The organism is Endozoicomonas sp. ALB032, assembly GCF_049310125.1.
Lineage (GTDB): Bacteria > Pseudomonadota > Gammaproteobacteria > Pseudomonadales > Endozoicomonadaceae > Endozoicomonas_A.
Genome location: NZ_JBLYNW010000001.1, coordinates 640,564 through 664,065 on the forward strand (window position 1 = coordinate 640,564; position 23,502 = coordinate 664,065).

The window sequence follows — 23,502 nt, forward strand, 5'->3', positions numbered from 1 at the left end:
CTTCGCGGGAATGACGAGAATGAAGCCGGGAATGACGGGAATGAAGCCGGGAATGACGGGAGTCAACTCGTTCCCACGCTGGAGAGAGTTTTGCGACACCCTCCAATTCGAGGGTGTGATGTCAAGGCTTTTAAAATGATTCAGACAACGAATTCAAATTCAAGCTGTCCAAAAACTCTACTCGTTCCCATGCTCTGAGGTCGTCATTCCCGCGAAGGCGGGAATCCAGCGCCAACGGTGGATCTCTGCCTTCTCGGGGATGACAAGGCCAGGGGGACACCGGTCAGTATGGTTCTGGTGGTGAGTCAGTGTGGATTCCCGCCTTCGCGGGAATGACGAGAATGAAGCCGGGAATGACGAGAATGAAGCCGGGAATGACGGGAATGACGGGAATGAAGCCGGGAATGACGAGAATGAAGCCGGGAATGACGAGAATGAAGCCGGGAATGACGAGAATGAAGCCGGGAATGACGAGAATGAAGCCGGGAATGACGGGAATGAAGCCGGGAATGACGGGAATGAAGCCGGGAATGACGGGAATGAAGCCGGGAATGACGGGAATGAAGCCGGGAATGACGGGAGTCAACTCGTTCCCACGCTGGAGAGAGTTTTGCGACACCCTCCATTCGAGGGTGTGATGTCAAGGCTTTTAAAAAGATTCAGACAACGAATTCAAATTCAGGCTGTCCAAAAACTCTCCGGCAATTTTTGTCAGTTCATTGGGTTTCAGGACCAGGGCATTACTGGCGTTGAGTGCCTGCCTTATGTAGTCATCCCTGATAAATTTCTGAAAAAAGAAGTTGGTACCAATTTCTAACATCATGGCATGCAGCTCTGCTGGAGAGGATGGATCATGAGCGCCACAGGAGTGTGGCCCGGCGTAAGCATTGGTCCAAAAATACGTTAAGCAACCGCCGTTCGAGTTTGCCACTCCATACAGATAATGACTGAAGGCTTGCTTAATTGCTTCCCAGCATTGTTTTTTAAAATTTTCCAAAAGGTCAGATGATTCCTCATCAGGTTTTTCTTTGATGTCTTCCAATAACTGCTTTAAGCTCGGGCTATTCTCAGCTTTTAGTTGGATCAGAGCCCCGGCCTTTTCAATTAACCCGCAGTCGAACCATAAAGGTCGCCCCAGCATAATCACCGGACGGTGGTTCGCCGTGCCAGGGTTTAACCGCGCAAAGGCGGGCTGATGCACCAGCATTCGTTCAATATTCGGAACTCCCTGAGGTTCGTCCGTCCAGGCGGTCTGTAAGGATGAGTGGGCCATTTTATTTTCAAGGAGTGGCGAAAACCCACCATGACAATGAGTGACGAAAAAGGAATAATCTTCGTAGTTTTGTAAATAGCCAAAAATGTATCGCCATTCATGGCTGTTTTTTTCCCTGGAGAATAATTCCGTATACCACTTTTTCAGGCAATGGTTAGCATTTACCTTCAATTCATCGATGCTTTCCAGACGCGCTAATAGCTGATGATGCTGAGCGGCATTCATAACATGGTTATAGTAGATCGGCAGTGGATCCAACCAACCCGATACCAGGGCTTCATGGGCAAGGCGAATAAACGGAGGTATGGCCAGGGATTTGCTATCCAATAAACTATTCATTGATCTCAACCACCTTGTTGGGATTGATCCACCCTGAGCAATTATTTTTGAGTACAATAACTTGAGTTGTCCAATGACCTGATCGGCATTATCGTTGGACAATATTTTTCTTACTGCATCCGACATCGTTGTATGTTCATTCTCATCATTGTTATAGACCTCAGCGATCAAAATCCTGTCGCGATATCTTAATGCTTCTTTTTCCAATAATATTGAGACACCCATGGAAAAACTGGCTAAATCTCCTTCCTGCCAAAGTTTGTCTACCATATCGGAGCTGCTTAGACTGCCTTTTGGCAATGCACCGTTAGTCTCAAGGGCTTTGTTCAGTTCCCCAATGCTGATGCCGCAGGAGCTAGCCAGAGCTTGCTGTTGTGCCAGGTCAGCACCTTTCAGGAGCTCCTTCAGTTTCTTTGACTCAGTGCCAGAACCACTGACCCTCCTGGTAGGCTGGAAGACAGACGGGGTTTCTGTCACCTCGGCAGGCGCCCCGAGCAAATTCACTGACTCCCAGGTTTGGCCGCTATCCATGGAACACTCGGCAAAGGCGTGAGTAAGGTTGCCAATTTGCCGACACGGAATCCCGAAATAGCGACATAAAGCGACAAAAACAGGCACACGATGACGACAGCTTCCTTGCCGTTTTGTTACCAGGAATTGAAAGAAATTTTCATTGCTCTCTGCTACGGCGTTACCGGAGAACTGTTGGCAATAGTCCTTGATCGCCTCAATGCGTTGCGTCGTGTTTTTAGCGTTTTTGATTTTCCATAAAGGCAGCTGTTCTGCGGTTGGTTGTTGCAGGCCTTCAATGGTCTTGAACAATCGGTCCAGTACAGTTTTCATACCTTCTGAACAGTGGGCGTCAAAGCGTGTTGCCTGTTTCGGGAGGGCTACTTTGGCGGGTGTTTTCATGCCCGCTTCTCTGGGTTCTACGACATAGGCAGCTTCAATACTCTGGAAGGGTTCGGCCTCAGGAACAGACAGTGTGTGGAGACCAGTATATCGATCCCTGGTCAGATTATATGGCAACTCGGGTTTTATACGCAGGGTGACGATATAGTCGTTAGCCCTCAGGCTGGGCAAGGTACATCGACCCTTGTGCAATGGGATGATCAGGGTCGCCAGTGTTTGATCGCCGGCTAGTGTCACTTCCTGGTCAGGCCCCGGTAAACTGTCAGGTATCAGGGTTTCAACTCCCTGAATATGTTGATCATTAATATCGATCAGTTTGATATCACCCTCGGCGGTCACATAAATATCTTCTGCCTGCCAGCGATACATATTGGTAGGAAAGCTCTCTGTATCAAAAATTTTATGATCGACAACTTGCCGCCGCTCCAGGTGCGAATAGTTCGTTTCCTGGTCCAATGCTGTAGCCTCTTTCTCATGGACTTCCGGATTGTATTTTTCAGAACTGTCAAGCCAATGGTTCGGCAGATCACTTATCTGTTGCCAAAACGCAGGCCATGATTGAACTTCATTGGCGTTCCACGCCCTTATCAGCTCATCAGCCTTCCGAACATAAGGCAGGCAAGCCGATATTTTCAGCGTTTGTTCCTGTTCTCCTGTCAGAGGGAACAGGTTATTGGCGTCCACGCCCGTGCGACCAAACTCACGAGTAAACCAGCGTCGCTGCCAGTGTCGGTAAAGTGCACGGGTGAGAATATCGTCCGACTCATCCGGCTTCAGGGAAAGACCGGATGCCTGCCATTTGGCTCTGGCCACCCTTTTGATAATTTCCGTTTTGGCTTCCTCTTTACTCAACTCAGCCTCAATACGAATCTCATGATTGTTTTCATCAATACTGTTGATATCACTGCGTCGTATCAACCACGGACGACTAATGCCCGGTACCCTTTGGTTGAACCAATAGCAAAGTTCAGAATCAAGCTTGCTTTTACCTATGACGAGAGCCGATGATTCTGGCAGTTTCTCCAGCGACAGGTTGGCTGCCATCAGGTAAAGCCGGTAGTGCTTATCAAGGCATTGATGCAGTCCGTTTTCACTAAAATCGCACCCTCTGGTAACAGCCCTGGCAACATTCTGCAGATCAAGGCTGGTCGGCTGCAACGGCAGGTTTTTTCGATGCAGGTAAGCCCTTAATCGGCAATGTAACTGAGTCAGTCTTTCAGCCGCGAATTTCCCCTCCGTGGTCTGAGGCAACACTTTTTCGGCAATGGTCTGCAATTCGGTCTGCTTATACTGCCGGATCGGCAAATGTCTGAAACGGCCTTTCAGAGCCGGTGATAGGGGCTTTCGCCCGCTGTACTCAGGCGGGTTGATGGTGGCAAACAGATGGAAGCCCGGATGAGCATCACCGGCCAGAATATCGTTCAACTCACCTTCCAGATGCTGGCTGTCGATCAGATTCATTTCCGAAATTACCAGAATACCGCCTTGCACTTTTGCTTTCTGGATCGCTTCACACACTTTATCCCAGGAACAATCACAAGCATTCAGGAGAAATATCTCTGGCATGGTTTCTCCCTTTTTCTCAGCCTGTTGTTTAACACTTTCGATCATCAGGTTCAGCGTCGCATCTTTACCCCGTCCAGCCGGGCCTTCAATCAGCGTCGCCTGACGGCCGCCGTGTTTTATCTTGCGATGATAAGCTTGCTGACAGCGACTTAAATCCTGTCCCAGCCGTTGCACCAGCTCACAGACTGCCGATCCGGAGGTATCAAACTCAGGTCGGTTTTTTTCAGCGAATTGCATGAAGGGCTGCTGTATATCGTTCAGGATTTTTATACGAACGTTGTCGCTCAATGTGTTGTCCAGTGGGTAACGGGCAGCAAACCAGATTTCCAGTGCCGAAAGGGCATCCTGTTGAGTCTCGCTGATTTCGGGACCCAGTAGATCCCGGAAACTTTGCTGGATCAAACTGTTCACTTGCGCACAGCTAACACGGTCTCCTTTGGATAACGCACGATCCAGATACCAGCCCACCCAACTGCAAATATCGGTTAAATCCCTGGGGGTAAACTCATGCTCTGGTAACAGTTCCTGATAATATTGCCAGAGTGTCATCACACTCCCGGCAGCACTGGGTAGAATTTTGTTTATTTGAGGTCCTGTCAGATATCGTTGTAACTGATTGAACAGAGCCGGTTCCACCACTCTGTCCCGAAGGAATGCCCGGTCTAACCGAGGGTAGTAAGCCCTGGGCAGTTTCTCTTTCAGGACTGGGTCCAGCTGGCGCCCGGAATAATGATCCGGGTTGCCGGTGAGAATTACCCGGTGTTTTGCGCTGACCCTGACAGGATGACCATTTACATAGATGCAGGGTTGCGGTTCCCACAAACCGTTCAATGACGCCAGCGATCCGGCTTTGGCCAGATTGGCTTCATCCAGCACCAGGGTGATAAAGTTTCCTCCGACACAGCCTTCGTCTGTGTCGGATCGGGTCCTGGCCCATTCCATCAACGTCCGGTTTTCCAGCTTCATAGAGCGGTCGCCATCGGCGTGCTTCTGCCACTGCCAGCGTTTCATCAGGGTCTGTTCGCTGTCACAAGGTCCAAGGGAAATGATCGCAGCCTGGCCTGAAGCCTTGGCCACTTTGGCAGAAAAGTAACTTTTTCCGGTGCCGGTTTCCCCCTGCAGGAATATAACGGGAGAGTCAGTAAGCCGGTCATGGAGTCGGGATAATCGACGACTTTCACGATCCTTCTGACCCATCTCGCCGTGATAAAGATCATGAGCCAGTGCTGACAGGGACTGATCATAGGAACCCGTCCATTTCATTGATTCAAACAGTCGATTTTCTATGCGTTCAATGCGCTCTGCGTCAGGATTCTCAGTGACATATTCTCCCCTGGCAATATGGAAACAATCAGTGGCCAGGGCGTGAATGACGTTGGATCGGATCTGCCCCGCTGGCAAAATTAACAGCCAGCCACAAGCCAGTGCATCCTGCAAACGTTTAATCTGTCTTGCTGGCCTGATGGCTAAGGGTTGAGAGAGCTCTGCTGTCGCCGGATCGACTTCCAACTGATACGCCATTGCATCCCGTTTTTCTTCAGGCCCGTGAGCCGCAATCAGGGCACAGAGTCTGTCCAGAGCTTCTTCTTGATTGCTCAGTGGAAATGGACTGCCATATCTCAGTCGTAATTGCTGGGCTTTAAATACTGCCGGGTCAAAGGCTCTGGCCAGTTGCCAAAGGTTTTCCTTCACAAACTCTCTATCCAACCGTGGGGCACTAATGATGATCTCATGCAAGCGATCCGGGTCTACCCATGCAGCTTGATTCTCATTTGGCTTTTTATTGATATCCAGCGTCTTATCCGGTAGCAAGTGCCAACAAGCCACTTTCATAAAATCACGCACAGATGGATGTTGCCGGGCGCCATGAGTGACGACACTGTTGATGGCCTTTCGCCAGTGGCAGGGCAGGAGCAGTGTCGACTGGTCAACCTGTTGTGCTCTGCGGGCAGCGAGTATCAGGTTATTCAACAAGCCTTCGGTGATTTCAGGCAGAGGTTTACAAAGGCCGCCGGGTACGGTTTCAAAGGCTTCGTAAACTTCATTAAGCACTTGTTCTGGCAGCTCAGCCCGGTGGATACCATGCCTGAGGGCATTGCTCTCCCAGATATCAACCTCAGGACAGGGTTTACCCATGGCAACCATCAAGCTCAATACTGAAGAGGGGCTTTTCGCAGACTCAGGCCAGAGTAGGGTGACATGAGCGTCCGGGTAGGCCTGTAATTGGCCACTTACCAACAAAGGTTGCCCAACAACCAGGGGCTCCAGAAGCTGCGCAAGTGCGGGATTACTCTCGAGTCCCAGGATGACTACCGGCTTACCAGCGGTTAATGCCTTCTGGAAATCACTTTGACATCGCCCAAAATGGGCTTTTTGTTCCGAGGTTATATGGATATTGTCAAATAGCTGGCTGAAGCTTGTCTGCTCATTGACCTGAATGACCAGAGGTGCTTTCGGGTGATCATTGATCCAATGGCGTGCCTGGGCATTTTGCTGATAAATGACGGTTTCAAAGGCAGCCTGGTCTCCGGTTTTTTCCTGTGGGATGGACAGAGGCTGCTCATCGTTTTCTGCTAATCCCAGGGCTTTCGGCTGCTGTCTTGAATGAGCCACCTGAAGTCGGGGCTCCAGACCTGTTGTCTCGCGAATCGTCTGCAGTGAACCCAGCAAACGAAACCAGAGGGCTTCATTAAGAGCTGAGCTTACGGTGACTGCACCGCCCGCCATAACCTGTTCCAGCAAGCGGGTGTTAGGCGCAGCATAACCTTCCGGGTTAATGGCAACGGGGCTCAGCCATTCGCTAATATTACTCTGGTTAATAATGATCAGGTTTCCCGGTGGGTTATGGGAAAGTCCTGCCTCATCAGGGCGGGACAGGGCCCGGAACAGTGAATGAAGCTCTTCATCCCCTACCGGCATCTGATAAAACTGAACATCGTCGGGTAAATGACAGATCTTGCCATTGCTCTCAAAGCACTTTTGCGCCAGCATTTGTCGCATCGTCTGTTCAAATGCCAGATCCTTCCAGTTGGCTCCTTTCAATATTACCCGTTGTCCGATCTTTAATGATTCAAGCTTGCCGGGGATGTGCCGGATTCGTCCCCTTTTATCCACTCCAGGGCCGCCCAGCAGCAACTGTCGCCAGCTGCTGTGCAGGTGACAATCAATAAGAAGGATATTGTCGTCATCCACAGCGCTTTCAGCAGGGGGGAGCTCAGCCAATACAGGAGGGACTTTGGCTTTTTGTGCGTTGAACTGCCAGGTATTTTCCGGGCAATTAATTCGGCGCCAGAAATCAGCCCCCGGTGCATCGGCCCCCGCTGCTTCGTCACGCTGCCCAGCCGATGCTAACTGTGTGGGGTCTGCCAGAACCAGCAAGGAAACATGCTCCCCCAGGGGACGTTTGTTCTGGCTGACATTGTCGTACAGACAGGGGTTATCCGGATCCAGTAGATCGTTGAATTTTGACAGATCCCCGCTGGTGAGCTTTCGGATATCCAGCACCAGTGTTAATGGTCTTGAACCCTCGAACAGCTTGCCTGAACGAAGGGCGTGGCGACCATCGTCGGAAATGCTCAACCGGGTCACCAGATTAGCCTGTGAGAGATCATCGGGATGGGAAATAAGGGTGACATCCTGATGCTCATCACCGGTTCGGGTAAACAAAAGTTGACGAACCTCATCATCACTGGCAACAAAAAGAAAATCAAAGGCATGAGGGGTCTTTGAGTGTGAGGATACGGTTCTCGCTTTATCAGGCGATGTTATCGGAGTTGACGATCTGTTGAGTTTGGCGGTTATTTCAGGGCAGATTTGTACAGCCTTTGACCATGAATCCAGTTTTGCGCCATTGTCTCGTACACCAGTGTTAACCACGGAGTTGTTTATTTTCTCATTAATCCGACCATCCACAATCAATCTCTCTCCTGTCATCTGAAGGACTGCATTGAAAATGTTTAATGATATGACCTTCAGACAGGATGGAAGTTCCGCTTGAATAATAAGCCGTTAAGCATTGAAGGAAGTAGTCGATCTCGAAAAACTCATCAAGACCAAACGGTTACCAGGTGTCCAATGACTCATAAAGCGAGTTCAGGTTCACACTGTTTAAAAACTCATCGGCCATTGCTGTCAGCTCAGCGGATCTCAGCACCAGAGCGTTACTGGCGTCCTGTGCCTGTCGTAAGTAGTCATCATTGAGACTTTCCCGAGTCAGAGAGGGATCCAATTCTTCCATTATGGCATTCAGCTCTTCCGGAGAGGAGGGATCATGAGCGCCATGGGAACCGCTAACCGAGATCTTGGCCAGGGCGGCAGAATCGCACCAACAATACGTTAAGGAGCCGCCTTTCGAGTGTGTCAATCCAAACAGATAATGACTGAAGGCCTGACGAAGCGCCCGGGAGTACTTGCTTTTTAAGTTATCCACAAGTGTTTGCTCCTCAGGTGATAACTTAGAGGGCTCGGCTTCGTATTTGTTTTGCGTAGCAATTGGTGTTTCCTTAACTTGAAGCAGTAATTCGTCCATGTTTGTAATGTTGCTGCGAACACTCATTCCTATTAACTGTGCAAAGATCTCGTCTAATTCTTGCCCAAGATAGTGGCGTTTTTCTTTTTCGTTTATCAGATATTGATCGATTTTTTCCATTAACGGCTTCAATACCGGACTGTTCTCAACTTCCTGATAAAGCAAGGCTTTAGCCTTTTCATCAATCACTGTGGTAAACCAGCAAGGTTGCCCCAGGATAATCACCGGGCGGCAGTTTGCCTTACCCGAGATTAACTGTACAAATGCAGGATTATGCGTCAGCATTCGTTCTATATTGGGAATGCCATTGGGTTGGTCCGTCCAGGCCTCCTGTAAAGATGAGTCGACAATACTTTTTTCAAGGGATAACGAAAACCCATCATAACTATCAGTGATGAAGGCGCGGGTATCATCTTTATTCTCTTGGAAGCGCTTATAAAACAACTGCCATGCCTGGCTATTTTTTTCCCTGGAATAAAATGTCTGATACCAGTTTTTCAGGCAATGGGCGGCTTTAACTTTCAGCTCGTCTACGTTTTCCAGGAGCAACAATAACAGATGAAGTTTCGTGGTCAGTGCAGGATGTTTCACATTGACCGGCAGTGGTTCAAGCCAACCTGATTCCATGGCTTCATAGGCAAAGTGAATCAGCGAAGGTTTGGCTAAGTCTATGTCTACCAGTATGTCCGTTATTAAATTCAACCACTGATGAGGGCTTGCTCCGGCCTGACCCATTATTTTTGAACGGAGTGACTTGAGAAGCTCAGTGACCTGATCTTCATCACTGTTGGACAGTATATGTCTGGCTGCCTCCGATATTGCTTTAAATTCATTCTTGCCCCAGGCCAATGCATCTGTCTTCAGAGACTCGATCACCGAGACAGCCATGGAAAAACCGGCTAAATCTTTTCTCTCCCAGAGGTTCTTCAGAATACTGGAAGGACCCGGATTCGTTGCAGACCACGCACTTTCTGAAGCAAGGGCTTTGTTCAGTTCCCCGAGGCTCATGCCGGAAGCTTCAGCCAGAGCTTGCTGTTGTGCAAAATCAGCCCTTTTCAGGAGATCCTTAATCTTCGCTGACACATGATTGGAATTCCTCAACTTCCAGATGGGCCGGGAGTCACAGTTGATTTCTCTTGACCCTACAACTGGACCGCCTAAATTCGCCGATTTCCAGGTTTGACCGTCATCCACGGAATACTCAGCAAAGCAATGGGCAGGGTTGGTGATTTGCCGACATGGAATCCCGAAATAACGACAAAAAGCAACGAAAACAGGCACACGATGACGACAGCTACCTTGTCGCTGTGTGACCAGGAATTTAAAGAAATTTTCACCGCTATCTGGCTGAGTCTCGCCGGAAAACTGTGTGCAATAGTCCGTGATCGCCTTAATACGTTGCTTTGTGTTTTTAGCTTTTTTTATTGTCTTCAAGCCCTCCCGAATTTCGGATGGCTGATCGGCAATGTTCTTAAACAATTCATTCAGTACCGTTTTCATACCCTTTGAACAGTAGACGTCAGGCCGTGTTGATCGTCCTGCACGGACTGCTTCAGCCGGTGTTTTTTTGCCCGGTGCTCTCGGCTCTACGACATAAGTCACGTGAATAAACTGATCGGCTTTGGCCTCTGGAACAGACAGCGTGTGAAGTCCGGTATATCGGCCCCTGATCAGGGTAAATGCCATCTCGGGTAGTATACGCAGGGCCACGATAGACTCGTCAGGCGTCAGGCTGGGCAATAGATACTGCCCATTCTTCGATGTCGTTTTAAATTTCGCCAGTGTTTGAACTCTGGTTAATGTCTCTGGCAGTTGTTGCGACGGTGTCAGGGTTTCAAACCCCTCAATGTCCTGATCATTGATATCGAGCCGTTCGACATCACCCCGGGCGGTCACATTAATATCCTTTACCCACCAGCGATTCATCACGGGCGCAGGGGACTCGACATCAAAAACTTTATAGTTATAAGGCTGTGGCGTCTCCAGATGCTTATAGTTAGTTATCCGGTCCAACATCGCATCCTTATTCCTGAGGGCTTTCAGGATGTTTTTTTCAGAATCGTCAAGACTGTCGTTCGGCTGATCACTTGCCTGGTGCCAAAACGCAGGCCACAATTGGACTGGGTCTGAGTTCCATGCCCCTATCCGTTGATCAGCCTCCTGAAGATAAGGCTGGTTAACTGACATTTTCAGCGTTTGTTCCTGTTCTTCCGTCAGGGGAAAGACGCTATTAGCAGCCACGCCCGTCTCGCGAAACTCATGAGCAAACCAGCGTTGTTGCCAGTGTCGGTAAAGTGCCTGGATGAGCATATCGTCCGACTGATCCGGCTTCAGGGGAAGACCGTATGCCTGCCACTTGGCCTGAGCCACCCTTCTGATGATTTCCGCTTTGACCTCCTCGTTATTCGGACGAACCTTAATGCGAATTTCATGGTTTTTTTCATCAATACTGTCGAGGTGACCGAGTCGTATCATCCACGGACGATCAATGTTGGGTACTGTTTTGTTGAACCATTCGCAAAGTCCGGAATCGAAGACTCCTTTATCCATGGCAAGCGTTGATGACTCTGGCAGTTCCTCCAGCGATGTACTGGCGGCTATCAGGTAAAGCCGATAGTGCTGATTGAGGCATTGATGCAGTCCGTTGTCGCTGAAATCGCCCGCTCTGGTAACAGCCTTGGCGACAGTTTGTAAATCACGGCTGCTGGGCTGTAACGGCAGGTTTTTCTGTTTCAGGTCAGCCCTCAAGCGACAATGTAGCTGGGTCAGCTTTTCAGCCGCGAATTTCCCCTGGGTGTTCTGTGGCAACACTTTTTCGGCAATGGTCTGCAATTCGGTCGGGTTGTACTGCCGGATCGGCAAATGTCTGAAACGTCCTTTCAGCGCCGGTGATAAGGGTTTTCGACCGCTGTATACAGGTGGGTTGATGGTGGCGAAGAGATGGAAACCCGGATGCGCGTCACCGGCCAGAATACCGTTTAACTCACCTTCCAGATGCTGGCTGTCGATCAGATTCATTTCCGAAATCACCACGATGCCGCCATTGACTTTTGCCTTCTGGATCGCTTCACGCACTGTGTCCCAGGAGCAATCACAGGCATTCAGGGGAAAGACCTCTGGCATGATTTCTCCCCGTTCTTCAGCTCGCTGTTTGACACTTTTGATCAGCAGATTCAGCGTGGCATCTTTACCCCGTCCGGCCGGGCCTTCAATCAGCGTTGCCTGACGACCGCCGTGTTTTCTGTCGTGATGATAAGCCTGCTGACAGCGGCTTAAATCCTGCCCAAGCTGTTGCGCAAGTTCACGGACTGCCGATCCGGAGGTATCAAACTCAGGTCGGAATTCTTTGGTAAATGCTTCGAAGTCCCGCTGAATATCTGGCAGGGTGTGGTTATGAACCTTGTCGCGCAGGCTATTGTCCAGTTCGTAACGGGCAGCAAACCAGATTTCCAGTGCCGAAAGGGCATCCTGATGCGTCTCGCTGATTTCGGCACCCAGTACATCCCGGAAACTTTGCTGGATCAAACTGTTCACTTGCTCACAGCTAACACTGTCGCCTTTGGACAACGCACGATCCAGATACCAGCCCACCCAGCTGCAGATATCGGTTAAATCCCTGGGGGTAAACTCATGGTCGGGCAACAGCTCCTGATAATATTGCCACAGTGCCATCACACTCTTGCTGGCCTTATGTGCAATACCGTTTATTTGATGGCGTTGTAAATGATTGAGCAAAGCCGGTTCCACCACCCTGTCCCGAAGGAAAGCCTGATCCAGGCGTGGGTAGTAAGCCCTGGGCAGATTTTCCTTCAGGGTCGGGTCCAGCTGACGCCCGGCATAATGATCGGGGTTGCCAGTGAGAATTACCCGGTGTTTTTCGCTGACCTTGACAGGATGACCATTCACATAGATGCAAGGTTGCGGTTCCCATAAGCCGTTTAATGATGCCAGCAATCCGGCTTCAGCCAGGTTAGCTTCATCCAGCACCAGGGTGATGTATTCTCCATCTTTGTCGGATTCGCTATTGGCCCATTCCATCAATGTCCGGTTTTGCTGAACCATAGAGCGGTCGCCGTCGTCTTGTTGTTGCCACTGCCAGCGTTTCATCAGGGTCTGTTCGCTGTCAGAAGGTCCAAGGGAAATGACCGAAGCCTGTCCTGAAGCCTTTGCCATCTTCGCTGAAAAGTAACTTTTTCCGGTGCCGGTTTCTCCCTCAATGAATATAACGGGAGAGTCTTTAAGCCGGTCATGGAGCCGGGATAATCGACGGTTTTCACGATCCTCCTGCCCCATCTCGCCGTGATAAAGATCCCGGGCCATTGCTGACAATGGCCTATCACCAGAACCCGACCATTGCAATGAATCAGACAGTCGATTTTCTATTTGTTCAATGCGTTTCGGGTCAGGATTCTCTGTGACAAATGACCTATCACCAGAATCCGGCCATCGCAGTGAATCAGACAGTCGATTTTCTATGCGTTCAATGCGTTCTGAGTGATTCTCTGTGACATATTCTCCTCTGGCAATGTCTAAACAGTCGGAGGCCAGAGCGTGAATGGCATCGGATCGGGTCTGCCCTGATTGCGAAAGTAACTGCCAGCCACAAGCCAGAGCATCTTGCAAACGTTTAATCTGTCTGGTTGGTCTGATCGCCAGGGATTGCCAGGGCTTTGTTGCCGCCGGATCGACTGCCAACTGATAGGCTATGGCCTCTCGTTTATCCTCAGGCCCATGGGCCGCGATCATGGCACAGAGCCTGTCCATAAAGTCTTTTTCACTCCGCTCTGGAAACGGACTTTTATAGGACAGCTGCAATTCGGCATCTTTAAACACGGCCGGGTCAAAGGCTCGGGCCAGTGGCCACAGGTTCTGCCTGACAAACTTTCTATCCAGTCGCGGGGCGCTATTGAGGATGGCCGCTAACTGATCCGGGTCTACCGAGGCGGCCTGATCCTTATCCGGTAACAAGTGCCAACAAGCCACTTTCATAAAATCACGCACCGCCGGATGCTGACGGGTACCATGGGTAATGACGCTATTGATGGCCTTGCGCCAGTGGCGGGGTAAAAGCTCTGAGGAATGGTCAACCTGCTTTGCTCGTTGGGCAGCCAGTATCAGGTTACTCAACAACCCTGCGGTCATTTTTGGCAGGGGTTTGCACAGGTATCCAGGTACGGTATTGAACGCTTTGTAAAGTGAGTGAAGGGCTTTCTCTGGCAGTTTTTCCCGGCGGATATGATGCTTGAGGACATTGATATCCCAGGGGTCGGGCTCTGGGTACAGCTTACTCTTGGCGACCATCAAACGAAATACTGAGGATGGGCTTTTCACAGACTCAGGCCAGAGTATTGTCACATCAGCTTTCGGATAGGCCTGTAATTGGCCATTCACCAGCAAAGGTTGCCCGATAATCAGGGGTTCCAGAAGCTGCTGAAGGGTTGGATTGCTCTCCAGCCCCCGGAAGACCACCCGATTGCCAGTGGTCAATGCCTTTTGCAAGTCACTCTGACTGCGTCCGAAATGTGCCTTTTGTTCCGAGGTGATATAGATATTATCAAATAGCTGGCCGAGGCTGGTCTGTTCATTGACCTGAATGACCAGAGGTGCTCTCAAGAAATTATTGACATGATAATTTGCAAAGGCAGGTTGCTGATAAATGAAGGCTTTAATGTCGGTTTGCTCTTTGATTTTTTCCTGCAGGTGACGCTTATTGGCCAGAGAGTACGCATCGTTTTCTGTCAGTCCCAGAGCTTTCGGCTGTTGTCTTGAATGAGCTACCCGAAGTCGGGGCTTCAGGTCTGTGGTCTCGCCAATAGTCTGCAGAGAACCCAGTAAACGAAACCAGTGTGCCTCAGAGAGAGGAGAGGTTACGGTGACCACACCTCCTGCCCGAAGCTGTTCCAACAGACAGGTGTCGGGGACTGCATAGCCTTCCGGACCAATGGCAATCGGGCTCAGCCATTGGGCAATATTACTCTGGTTAATAATGATCGGGTTTTGTGGTGCCTGCCCTTTACCAAACCCTTTGTCACTGGAGCGGGACAGGGTCTGAAACAGTGAATGAAGCTCATCCTCCGCCACTGGCATTTGATAAAACTGAACATCGTCGGGTAACCGACAGAGCTTGCCATTGCTCTCAAAGCTCTGTTGCGCCAGCATCTGTCGAATCGTTTGCTCAAAGGCCAGATCCTGCCAGTTGGCACCTTTCAGAATGACCCGTTGCCCGGCTCTCAATGACTCAAGCCTGCCGGGGATATGCTGGATTCGCCCCTGCTGATCCACTCCGGGACCACCCAACAGCAACTGTCGCCAGTGGCTGTGCAAGTGACATTCAATACAAACGGTATTGTCGTCGTCCATGGCGCTTTCGGCACTGGGCAATTCTGGCAACAGTGGAGGAACCTTATTGATGGCCATCGATGGGACATTATCGGTTTTATTATCGGTTTTATTGTCGCTCTGAGCATCGAACTGCCAGGTATTGCCCGGGCGATTAATTCGCCGCCAGAAATCGGCTCCCGGCACCTCGTCTGAGCTGCCAATTGATTTCAACTGTGCAGGGTCCGCCAGCACCAGCAGGGCAACATGCTCGCCCAGAGGGCGTTTCTTCTGGCTGACTTTGTCGAACAGACAGGGGTTATCCGGGTCCAGTAGATCGTTAAATACGGGGAGTTCATCGCTGCTGAGTTTTCGGATATCCAGCACCAGGGTCAATGGCTGCGAACCTTCAAAGAGCTTGCCCGAACGCAGAAGGTGGCGACCGTCAGCGGAGATGCTCAATCGGTTCAGCAGGTTAGCCTCAGAGAGGTCATTGGGATGGCAAATCAGGGTGACGTCCCGGCTTTTATCGCGGGTCTGGTCAAGCAAAAGCTGTCGAACCTCATCATCACTGGCGACAAAACGAAAATCGAAGGCATGAGTGGGCTTTGGCAGGAAGGAGTCCGTTGAGGATAGAGTTCTCGCTCTGGCAGGCAACCTCTCCAAAGACGGTGATCTCTCCAGTTTGGGCCTTACTTCAGAGCAAATTCCTACATCCTTCTTTTCCTTTGACGCTAAATCCAGCTTTGCTATCTTGGCTGCTACGCCATCATCAGGCAGGCTAAGATCAAGAGCGCGTTTTGTTGTACCTTTACCAATCTGACCATCCATAGTCCATCTCCTTGCTGTCATTAAAAAACTGATATTGAAAGTCATCAGTAATTTGACCTTAGGGTTGGAAAAAAGTTCCGATAGTCCTGACTATTGGAGGAAATCACCGATCTCAAAAAGCTCATCATGGCCAACTGGTTAAGTACCTAACCAGTTGGTTATCAGGTATCCAATGACTCAAACAGCGAATTTAAATTCACAGTGTTCAAAAACTCGTCGGCAATTTTTGTCAACTCAGTGGGTTTGAGCACCAGAGCGTTATTGGCGTTTTGTGCAAGTCGTAGGTAGTCATCCTTAAGAGACTGAATTAACAGAGAATTACTTTGGATTGAAGACAACATACAACACAGCTCTTCTGGTGAAGATGGATCATGAGCGCCATAGGAGTCTGTATGGTAGGAACACCCTAAGAAAGCCTCGATCCAGCAATACGCCAAAGAGCCGCCATTTGAGTGTGTCACTCCATACAGGTAATGACTGAGGGCCTGATAAATCGCCTCTTTGCATTTTTTTTCTGATTTCTCCAGAAGGATCTGCTCCTTAATTGATAGCTTAAAGGGCTCCAGAATCTGTTGGTAGCTGCTTTTGATTTCAAGCTGTTTTTTCTTGAATTCTTCTAATTCAATTTGACCTCGCTTACTACCCAAGTCGGCCAGCGCTCTGTTGAGTTCCAGTTCTATCGCCTGATATTTTTTGGCTTTTCCCGATAATGTCTTCAATTCCGGATTGTTCTCAGCTTTTTGTTGCAACAGAGCTTCGACCTTTTCATTAATCACTGTGTTGTGCCATAAAATATTTCCCATGATAAATACCGGACGGTGGTTCACCCTGCCCGAGATCGACTGCTCAAACGCAGGTTGGCGCAACAGCAGTCGTTCTACATTCGGAATGCCCCCGGGTTGGTCGGTCCAGCGGATCTGTAAAGATCGCTCGGGGATATTATTTTCAAGGGATTTTGAAAAACCATCATGACAGTGAGTAATGAACCAGGCACCGCGTTCATTCTTTTCGTGGCTATAAAAATCACACCATATCTTGCTATTTTTTTCCCTGTGCAACAGGGTCTGATACCATTTTTTCAGGCAATCTGTGGCTGCAACCTTCAGTTCATCGACTTTTTCAAGTGACTCCAACAGATAATGGTGTTGATCGGCCCTGATAATCTTTTCTTTGTAGAACGACAGTGGATCTAGCCAACCCAATTGCATGGCTGCTTTGGCAAAGTGAATAACCGAAGGGATGGTTAAGTCACTGCATCGCAGTATTTTATTCATTGAAGCCAACCACTGCAGGGGACTTGCTCCGCCCTCAACAATCATTTTTGAGTGCAATGACTTGAGTTGTTCAATGACCTGATCTGCATCATGGCCCATCAATATCTTTATTACTGCATCCGACATCCGATCAAGGGGATTCCCATAGTGGTCGAACTCATCACCGACCAATTGCTCCTCTGAAGGGCGCAATGCTTTTGTCTCTATCAAGGTCGAGAAGATCGAGATCGAGATCGAGATCGAGACACCCATAGATATCAAGATCGAGACACCCATAGAAAAAGCGACTAAATCTCTTTGCTTCCAAAGATTTTCTACCAATCCGCCAGTACTTAGATATGTATCGAGGAATGTACTGTTTGTCTCAAGGACTTTTTGCAGTTCCTCGAAGCTCTTATAACAGGCTTCAGCCAGAGCTTGCTGTTGTGCTGAGTCAGCATCTTTCAGGAGATTCTTAATCAGATCCCCGATCTTTGAATCAGTGCTAAACGTTACGACCTCCCCGGAAGACTGCTGGTCAGGTGTAATTTCTATTATGTCCATGGGCGCCCCGCCCAAATCCACTGCCCCCCAGGTTTGGCCTCCATCCACGGAATACTCGGCAAAGCTGTGGATGCGGCTACTAATTTCCCGACAGGGAATCCCGAAATAACGACAGAAAGCTACAAAAACAGGTACACGATGACGACAGCTACCTTGCCGCTGTGTTACCAGGTATTGAAAGAAATTTTCATGCTCTTCTGGTGCAGCGCCACCGGAGAACTGTTCGCAGTATTCCGTGATTGCGCTAATTCGTTGCCTGACGTCTTTAGCGTTTATTATTTTGTGCAACGGTGCCTGTATTTCGGCGGGTTGTTCGTTGATGTTATCAAACAGTTCCTTCATTACGGACCTCATGCCTTCTGAACACTGGACGTCAAAAAGGGCTTCTTTAGCAGCCGTTTTTTTGCCCGGCTTTGTGGGTTCTACGACATAAGTACATTGAAAACTCTGGCCGACTGCGGCCAGAGGAATAAACAGTGTATGCAGCCCGGTATAGTCGTCCCTGATCAGTTTAAATGGCAAACAGGGTTCTATATGCAGGGCCATGATAGTGTCACTGGCCGTCAGGCTGGGCAATAGACATTGACCGTTCTTTGGTGATATCTCAAGGGTCGCCAGCGTTTGATTTCTGGTTAATATCACTTCCTGGTCATTCCCTGGCAACTGGTCAGATGTCAGGGTTTCGATCCCCAGAAGGTGTTTACTATCAAGATTGATCTTTTTGATATCACCCCTGGCAGTGACACGAATATCCCATGCCTGCCAGCGATACATCTCAGGGAGATGCTGCGAATCAAAAACTTTATAAAGTTCAACCTTTTGCGTTTCCTCATCCTCATAGTTCGTTTCTCGGTCCAAAGCCGGAGCTTTTTGTTCCTCGACTTCCGGGTCGTAGGGTTCAGGAGCGTCGTCACTGCCAATAGCTGATGCTGTGTTAATAAAGTCGTTTACCCAGCGGTTCGGCAGATCACTGATCTGATGCCAAAATACGGGCCAGCATTGAACGTCATTGGCCTTCCATGCCTGTATCTGCTTATCAGCCTCCTGAAGATAAGGCTGGAAAGCAGGCCTTTTCAGTGTTTGTGCCTGCTCTTTGGTCAGGGGAAATACGCTATTAGCGTCCACGTCCGTAAGGTCAAACACACCAGCGAACCAGCATTGCTGCCAGTGTCTGTAATGTGCCTGTGTGAAAATATCGTCCGACTGATCCGGATTCAGGGAAAGACCGAATGCCTGCCATCTGGTCTGGGCCACCATCCTGATGAGTTCCCTTTTGGTTTCCTCTTTAGCTGGACGAGTCTTGATACGAATTTCATGTTTTTTTTCATCAACACCGCTGAGATGACTGCTTCGTATCAACCACGGACGATCAATGTCCGATACTGTCCGATTTAACCATTGGCAAAGTCCGGAATTAAATTCACTTTTCTCCACGGCAAGAGCTGATGACCCGGGCAGATTCTCCAGCGATAGATTGGCGGCCATGAGGAAAAGCTGGTAGTGCTGAGTGAGGTATTGATGAAGTGCTTTATCGGTAAAGTCGCCTCCTTTGAAAACAGCCCTGGCGACATTCTGAAGATCAAGACTGGTCGGCTGCAATCGCAGTTTTCTCTGTTGCAGGCAAGCCCTTAAACGACAATGTTTTTCTGTTAGCTTTTTAGCGACTGATATCCATTCCGGGGACTCTGGCAACACCTTTTCGGCAATGGTCTGTAATTCTGCCGCGTTGTAGTGCCGGATGGGTAAATGTCGAAAACGCCCTTTCAGCGCCGGTGATAAGGGTTTACGCCCGCTGTACTCAGGCGGGTTGATGGTGGCAAACAGGTGGAAACCCGGATCGGCGTCACCGGCCAGAATATCGTTCAATTCACCTTCCAGGTGCTGGCTGTCGATCAGATTCATTTCCGAAATCACCACGATGCCGCCTTTTATTTTTGCCGTCTGGATCTTTTCGCACAGTTCGTCCCAGGAACAATCACAGGCATTCAGGTAATAGACTTCCGGCATGGATTCTTGCCGTTGCTCAGCCTGCTGTCTGACGCTTTCAATCACCAGGTTCAGCGTGGCATCCTTGCCCCGCCCCGCCGGACCTTCAATCAGTGTCGCCTGACGACCGCCGTGTTTTCTTTCGTGATGATAAGCCTGCTGACAGCGGCTTAAATCCTGTCCAAGTCGTTGCGCCAGTTCACGGACTGCCGATCCGGAGGTATCAAAGTCTGGTCGGATTTTTTCGCTGACTGTACTGAAGGTCTGCTGCATTTCCTCCAGGGTTTTGTTATGAACTCTGTCGCTCAGGGTGTTCTCCGGTTCGTAGCGGGCAGCAAACCAGATTTCCAGTGCCGACAGGGCATCCTGATGCGTTTCGGTGATTTCAGGGCCCAGTACATCCCGAAAACTTTGCTGTATCAAACCGTTTATTTGCCCACAGGTCACACTGCCGCGAGCGGGCTGAGCACGATCCAGATACCAGCCCACCCAGCTGCAGATGTCTGTTAAATCCCTGGGGGTAAACTCATGGTCGGGCAAGAGTTCCTGATAATATTGCCAGAGCGTCATCACACTTTTGCTGGCACTGTGTGCAATGTCGTTTATTTGCTGCTCCAGCAGATGCCGTTGTAGATGCTTTACCAGAGCGGGTTCCACCACTCCGTCCCGAAGGAATGCCTGGTCTAACCGGGGGTAGTAAGCCCTGGGCAGTTTCTCTTTCAGGACCGGGTCCATTTGACGCCCGGCATAATGATCCGGGTTGCCGGTGAGAATCACCCGGTGTTTTTTGCTGACCTTGACAGGATGACCATTCACATAGATGCAGGGTTGCGGTTCCCATAAGCCGTTCAATGATGCCAGTATTCCGGTCTGGGCCAGGTTGGCTTCATCCAGAACCAGGGTAATGTACTCTCCGTCTTTGTCGGATTTGGTATTGGCCCATTCCATCAACGCCCGGTTTTGCTGCACCATAGAGCGGTCGCCATCGGCCTGTTGTCGCCACTGCCAGCGTTTCATCAAGGTCTGTTCACTGTCGGAAGGTCCAAGGGAAATGACTGAAGCTTGTCCTGAAGCCCTGGCCATTTTGGCAGAAAAGTAACTTTTCCCGGTGCCGGTTTTTCCCTGCAGGAAGATAACAGGAGAGTCCGTAAGCCGTTCATGGAGCCGGGATAATCGTCGGCTTTCACGATCTTTCTGATCTATCTCGCCGTGATAAAGATCCCTGGCCAGCGCTGACAAAGGCATATCAGTGGAGACCGTCCATTTCAATGATTCAGACAGCCGAAGTACTATACGATCAATGCCTTCTGCCTCAGAATTCGCCGTTCTGGCCATGTAAAAACAATCGCTGGCCAGCGCCTGAATGGCATCGGACCGGGTCTGCCCCGATGGCAAGTGTAACTGCCAGCCAGAAGCCAGCGCATCCTGCAAGCGTTTAATCTGTCTTGATGGCCTGATGGCTAAGGGTAGACAGTGTTTCGCTGCCTGCGGGTCCACCGCCAACTGATAAGCCATTGCCTGTCGATGTTCTTCAGGCCCATGGGCCACGATCAGGGCGCAGACCTTGTCCAGAACTTCTTTTTGAGCCCACCCGGGCAGTGGACTTTCATAGGACAGTTGTAATCCTTCAAACGAGTTCTCCATCAAGACTGCCGGATCAAAGGCCCGGGTCAGCCGCCAGAGGTTCTGCTTCACAAATCTTCTATCCAACCGCCGGGAACCTTTGATGATGGCCGTTAACTGATCCGGGTCTACCGTGGCGGTCTGATTCTTATCCGGTAACAAGTGCCAACAAGCCACTTTCATAAAATCACGCACAGTCGGGTTCTGTCGGGTGCCATGGGTAATGACGCTATTGATAGCCTTTCGCCAGTGGCAGGGCAGGAGTTGCAAGGACTGGTCAACCTCTTGTGCTCGCCGGGCAGCCAGTATCAGATTGTTCAACAACTCTTCAGTTATTTCTGGCAGTGGGTTACAAAGGTGAACAGGTACGGTTTTAAACGCTTCGTAAAGTTTATAAAGCGCCTGTTCTGGCAGTTCAGTCCGTGGGATACCATGCCTGACGACATTGATACCCCAAAGATCGACCTCAAGACACGGGCTACCTTTGGCGATCATCAGATTAACTATTGACGACGTGCTTTTTGCAGACGCAGGCCAGAGCAGGGTGACATGAGCTTTTGGATAGGCCTGTAATTGGCCATTCACCAACAGAGGTTGTCCAATAATCAAGGGTTCCAGGAGCTGCTGAAGCGTTGGATTAGTCTCCAGCCCCCGCAATACCACCGGCTTGCCAGCGGTTAATTCCTCCTGCAACGCACTCCGACCTTGTCCAAAACGGGCCTTTTGTTCTGAGGTGATATGGATATTATCAAATAGCTGGCTGAAACTGGTCTGTTCATTGACCTGAATGACCAGAGGTGCTTGCGGGAGACCATTGATCCAATAATTTGCCTGAGCATCTTGCTGATATGTCACTGTATCAAAGGCACCAGGATTTCTGACTTTTTCCGGTGGTTTGGGCAGAGGGTATTTATCGTTTTCTGTCAAACCCAGGGCTTTTGGTTGTCCTTTTGCATGAGCCACCTGAAGCCGGGGCTCCAGACCGGTTGTCTTCTGAATAGTCTGCAGTGAGCCCAGCAAACAGAACCAATCTGCCTCAGTGAGAGGAGACGTTACGGTGACGGCACCACCGGCACGAACTTGTTCTAACAGGCAGGTATTAGGAACTGCGAAGCCTTCCGGAGCAATGGCAATCGGGTTCAGCCACTGGGCGATATTACCCTGGTTAATAATAATCGGGTTTCCTGGTGTCTGATCTTTATCAACTCCTTTATCACCTTCTTTGTAACAAGAGCGGGATTGGCTTTGAAACAGTGAATGAAGCTCGTTATTCCCCAACGGCATCTGATAAAACTGAACATCGTCGGGTAACTGACAGACCTTGCCATTGCTCTCAAAACATTTTTGCGCCAGCATCTGTCGCATGGTCTGTTCAAAGGCCAGATCTTCCCAGTCGGCCCCTTTCAGAATCACCCGTTGTCCGGCCCTCAATGTCTCAAGCCTGCCGGGGAGGTGCTGGATTCGCCCCTGTTTATCCACTCCGGGGCCGCCCAGCAGCAACTGTCGCCAGTTGTTGTGCAAGTGACATTCAATAACAACGGTGTTGTCGTCGTCCATAGCACTTTCGGCAGAGGGGAGTTCAGCCAATAACGGAGGTAACTTGTCGGTCTCCATCGATGGGTCATGGCCAGTCTGTGGGTTGAACTGCCAGGTATTTTCCGGTCGGTTAATTCGTCGCCAGAAATCAGCACCGGGGGCATTGCCACTATGGCCAATTGATGCCAGCTGTGCAGGGTCTGCCAGAACCAATAGAGAAACATGCTGGCCCAGAGGGCGCTTCTTCTGGCTGACTTTGTCGTACAGACAGGGGGTATCCGGGTCCAGCAGATCGTTAAATTTGGGCAGCTCTTCGCTGGTGAGCTTTCGAATATCCATCACCAGAGTCAATGGCTGTGAACCTTCGAACAGCTTGCCTGAACCCAGAGTGTGGCGACCCTCTTCGGAAATACTCAACCGGCTCACCAGGTTAGCCTGTAAAAGGTCATCGGGATGGGAAATAAGGGCAACATCACGATGTTCATCACCGTCAGTAGCAACCAAAAGCTGTCGAACCTCGTCATCGCTGGCGACAAAACGAAAATCAAAGGCATTAGAGATCTTTTGAAGCGATGAGTCCGTTGAGGATACCCTTCTCGGTTTAGCAGACATCACACCCGGAATTGACAATTTATCGAGTCTGGCAGTTACACTGGTGACCTTGGCAATACTTAGCGGTAAATCCAGCTTTGCTCTTTTGGCAGGCGTGGCAGTATCGTGAACGGGCGCCTTTATTTTCTTACCACAAATACGACCATCCATAGTCCGCCTCC

At 49.9% G+C, this 23,502-nt stretch carries 4 protein-coding genes; all 4 read right to left on the reverse strand.

Annotated features, from left to right (window positions below):
* Positions 1–283 precede the first annotated feature (283 nt).
* The 4 genes from ACO6VG_RS02030 to ACO6VG_RS02045 all read right to left on the reverse strand — a co-directional run bounded on the left by ACO6VG_RS02030 (position 284) and on the right by ACO6VG_RS02045 (position 23,491).
* The gene (locus tag ACO6VG_RS02030) at positions 284–586 is read right to left on the reverse strand and encodes a hypothetical protein (protein ID WP_422472441.1); all 303 of its coding nucleotides are present in this window, start codon (positions 584–586) and stop codon (positions 284–286) included.
* A 63-nt stretch (positions 587–649) separates the two neighbouring features.
* The gene (locus tag ACO6VG_RS02035) at positions 650–8,023 is read right to left on the reverse strand and encodes an AAA family ATPase (RefSeq protein WP_422472443.1); all 7,374 of its coding nucleotides are present in this window, start codon (positions 8,021–8,023) and stop codon (positions 650–652) included.
* 127 nt (positions 8,024–8,150) lie between these two features.
* On the reverse strand, positions 8,151–15,767 hold the full coding sequence (locus ACO6VG_RS02040; RefSeq protein ID WP_422138938.1) for an AAA family ATPase: 7,617 nt from the start codon (positions 15,765–15,767) through the stop codon (positions 8,151–8,153).
* A 161-nt stretch (positions 15,768–15,928) separates the two neighbouring features.
* Positions 15,929–23,491 carry an AAA family ATPase gene (locus ACO6VG_RS02045; protein WP_422472445.1) on the reverse strand — a complete coding sequence of 2,521 codons (7,563 nt, stop codon included), beginning with the start codon at positions 23,489–23,491 and terminating at the stop codon, positions 15,929–15,931.
* Between the last annotated feature and the right edge of the window lie 11 nt (positions 23,492–23,502).

Bases quoted from the DNA above. Each gene is read 5' to 3' on its own strand.
- ACO6VG_RS02040 (WP_422138938.1), bottom strand. From the start codon at position 15,767: ATGGATGGTCAGATTGGTAAAGGTACAACAAAACGCGCTCTTGATCTT.
- ACO6VG_RS02035 (WP_422472443.1), bottom strand. From the start codon at position 8,023: ATGACAGGAGAGAGATTGATTGTGGATGGTCGGATTAATGAGAAAATA.
- ACO6VG_RS02045 (WP_422472445.1), bottom strand. From the start codon at position 23,491: ATGGATGGTCGTATTTGTGGTAAGAAAATAAAGGCGCCCGTTCACGAT.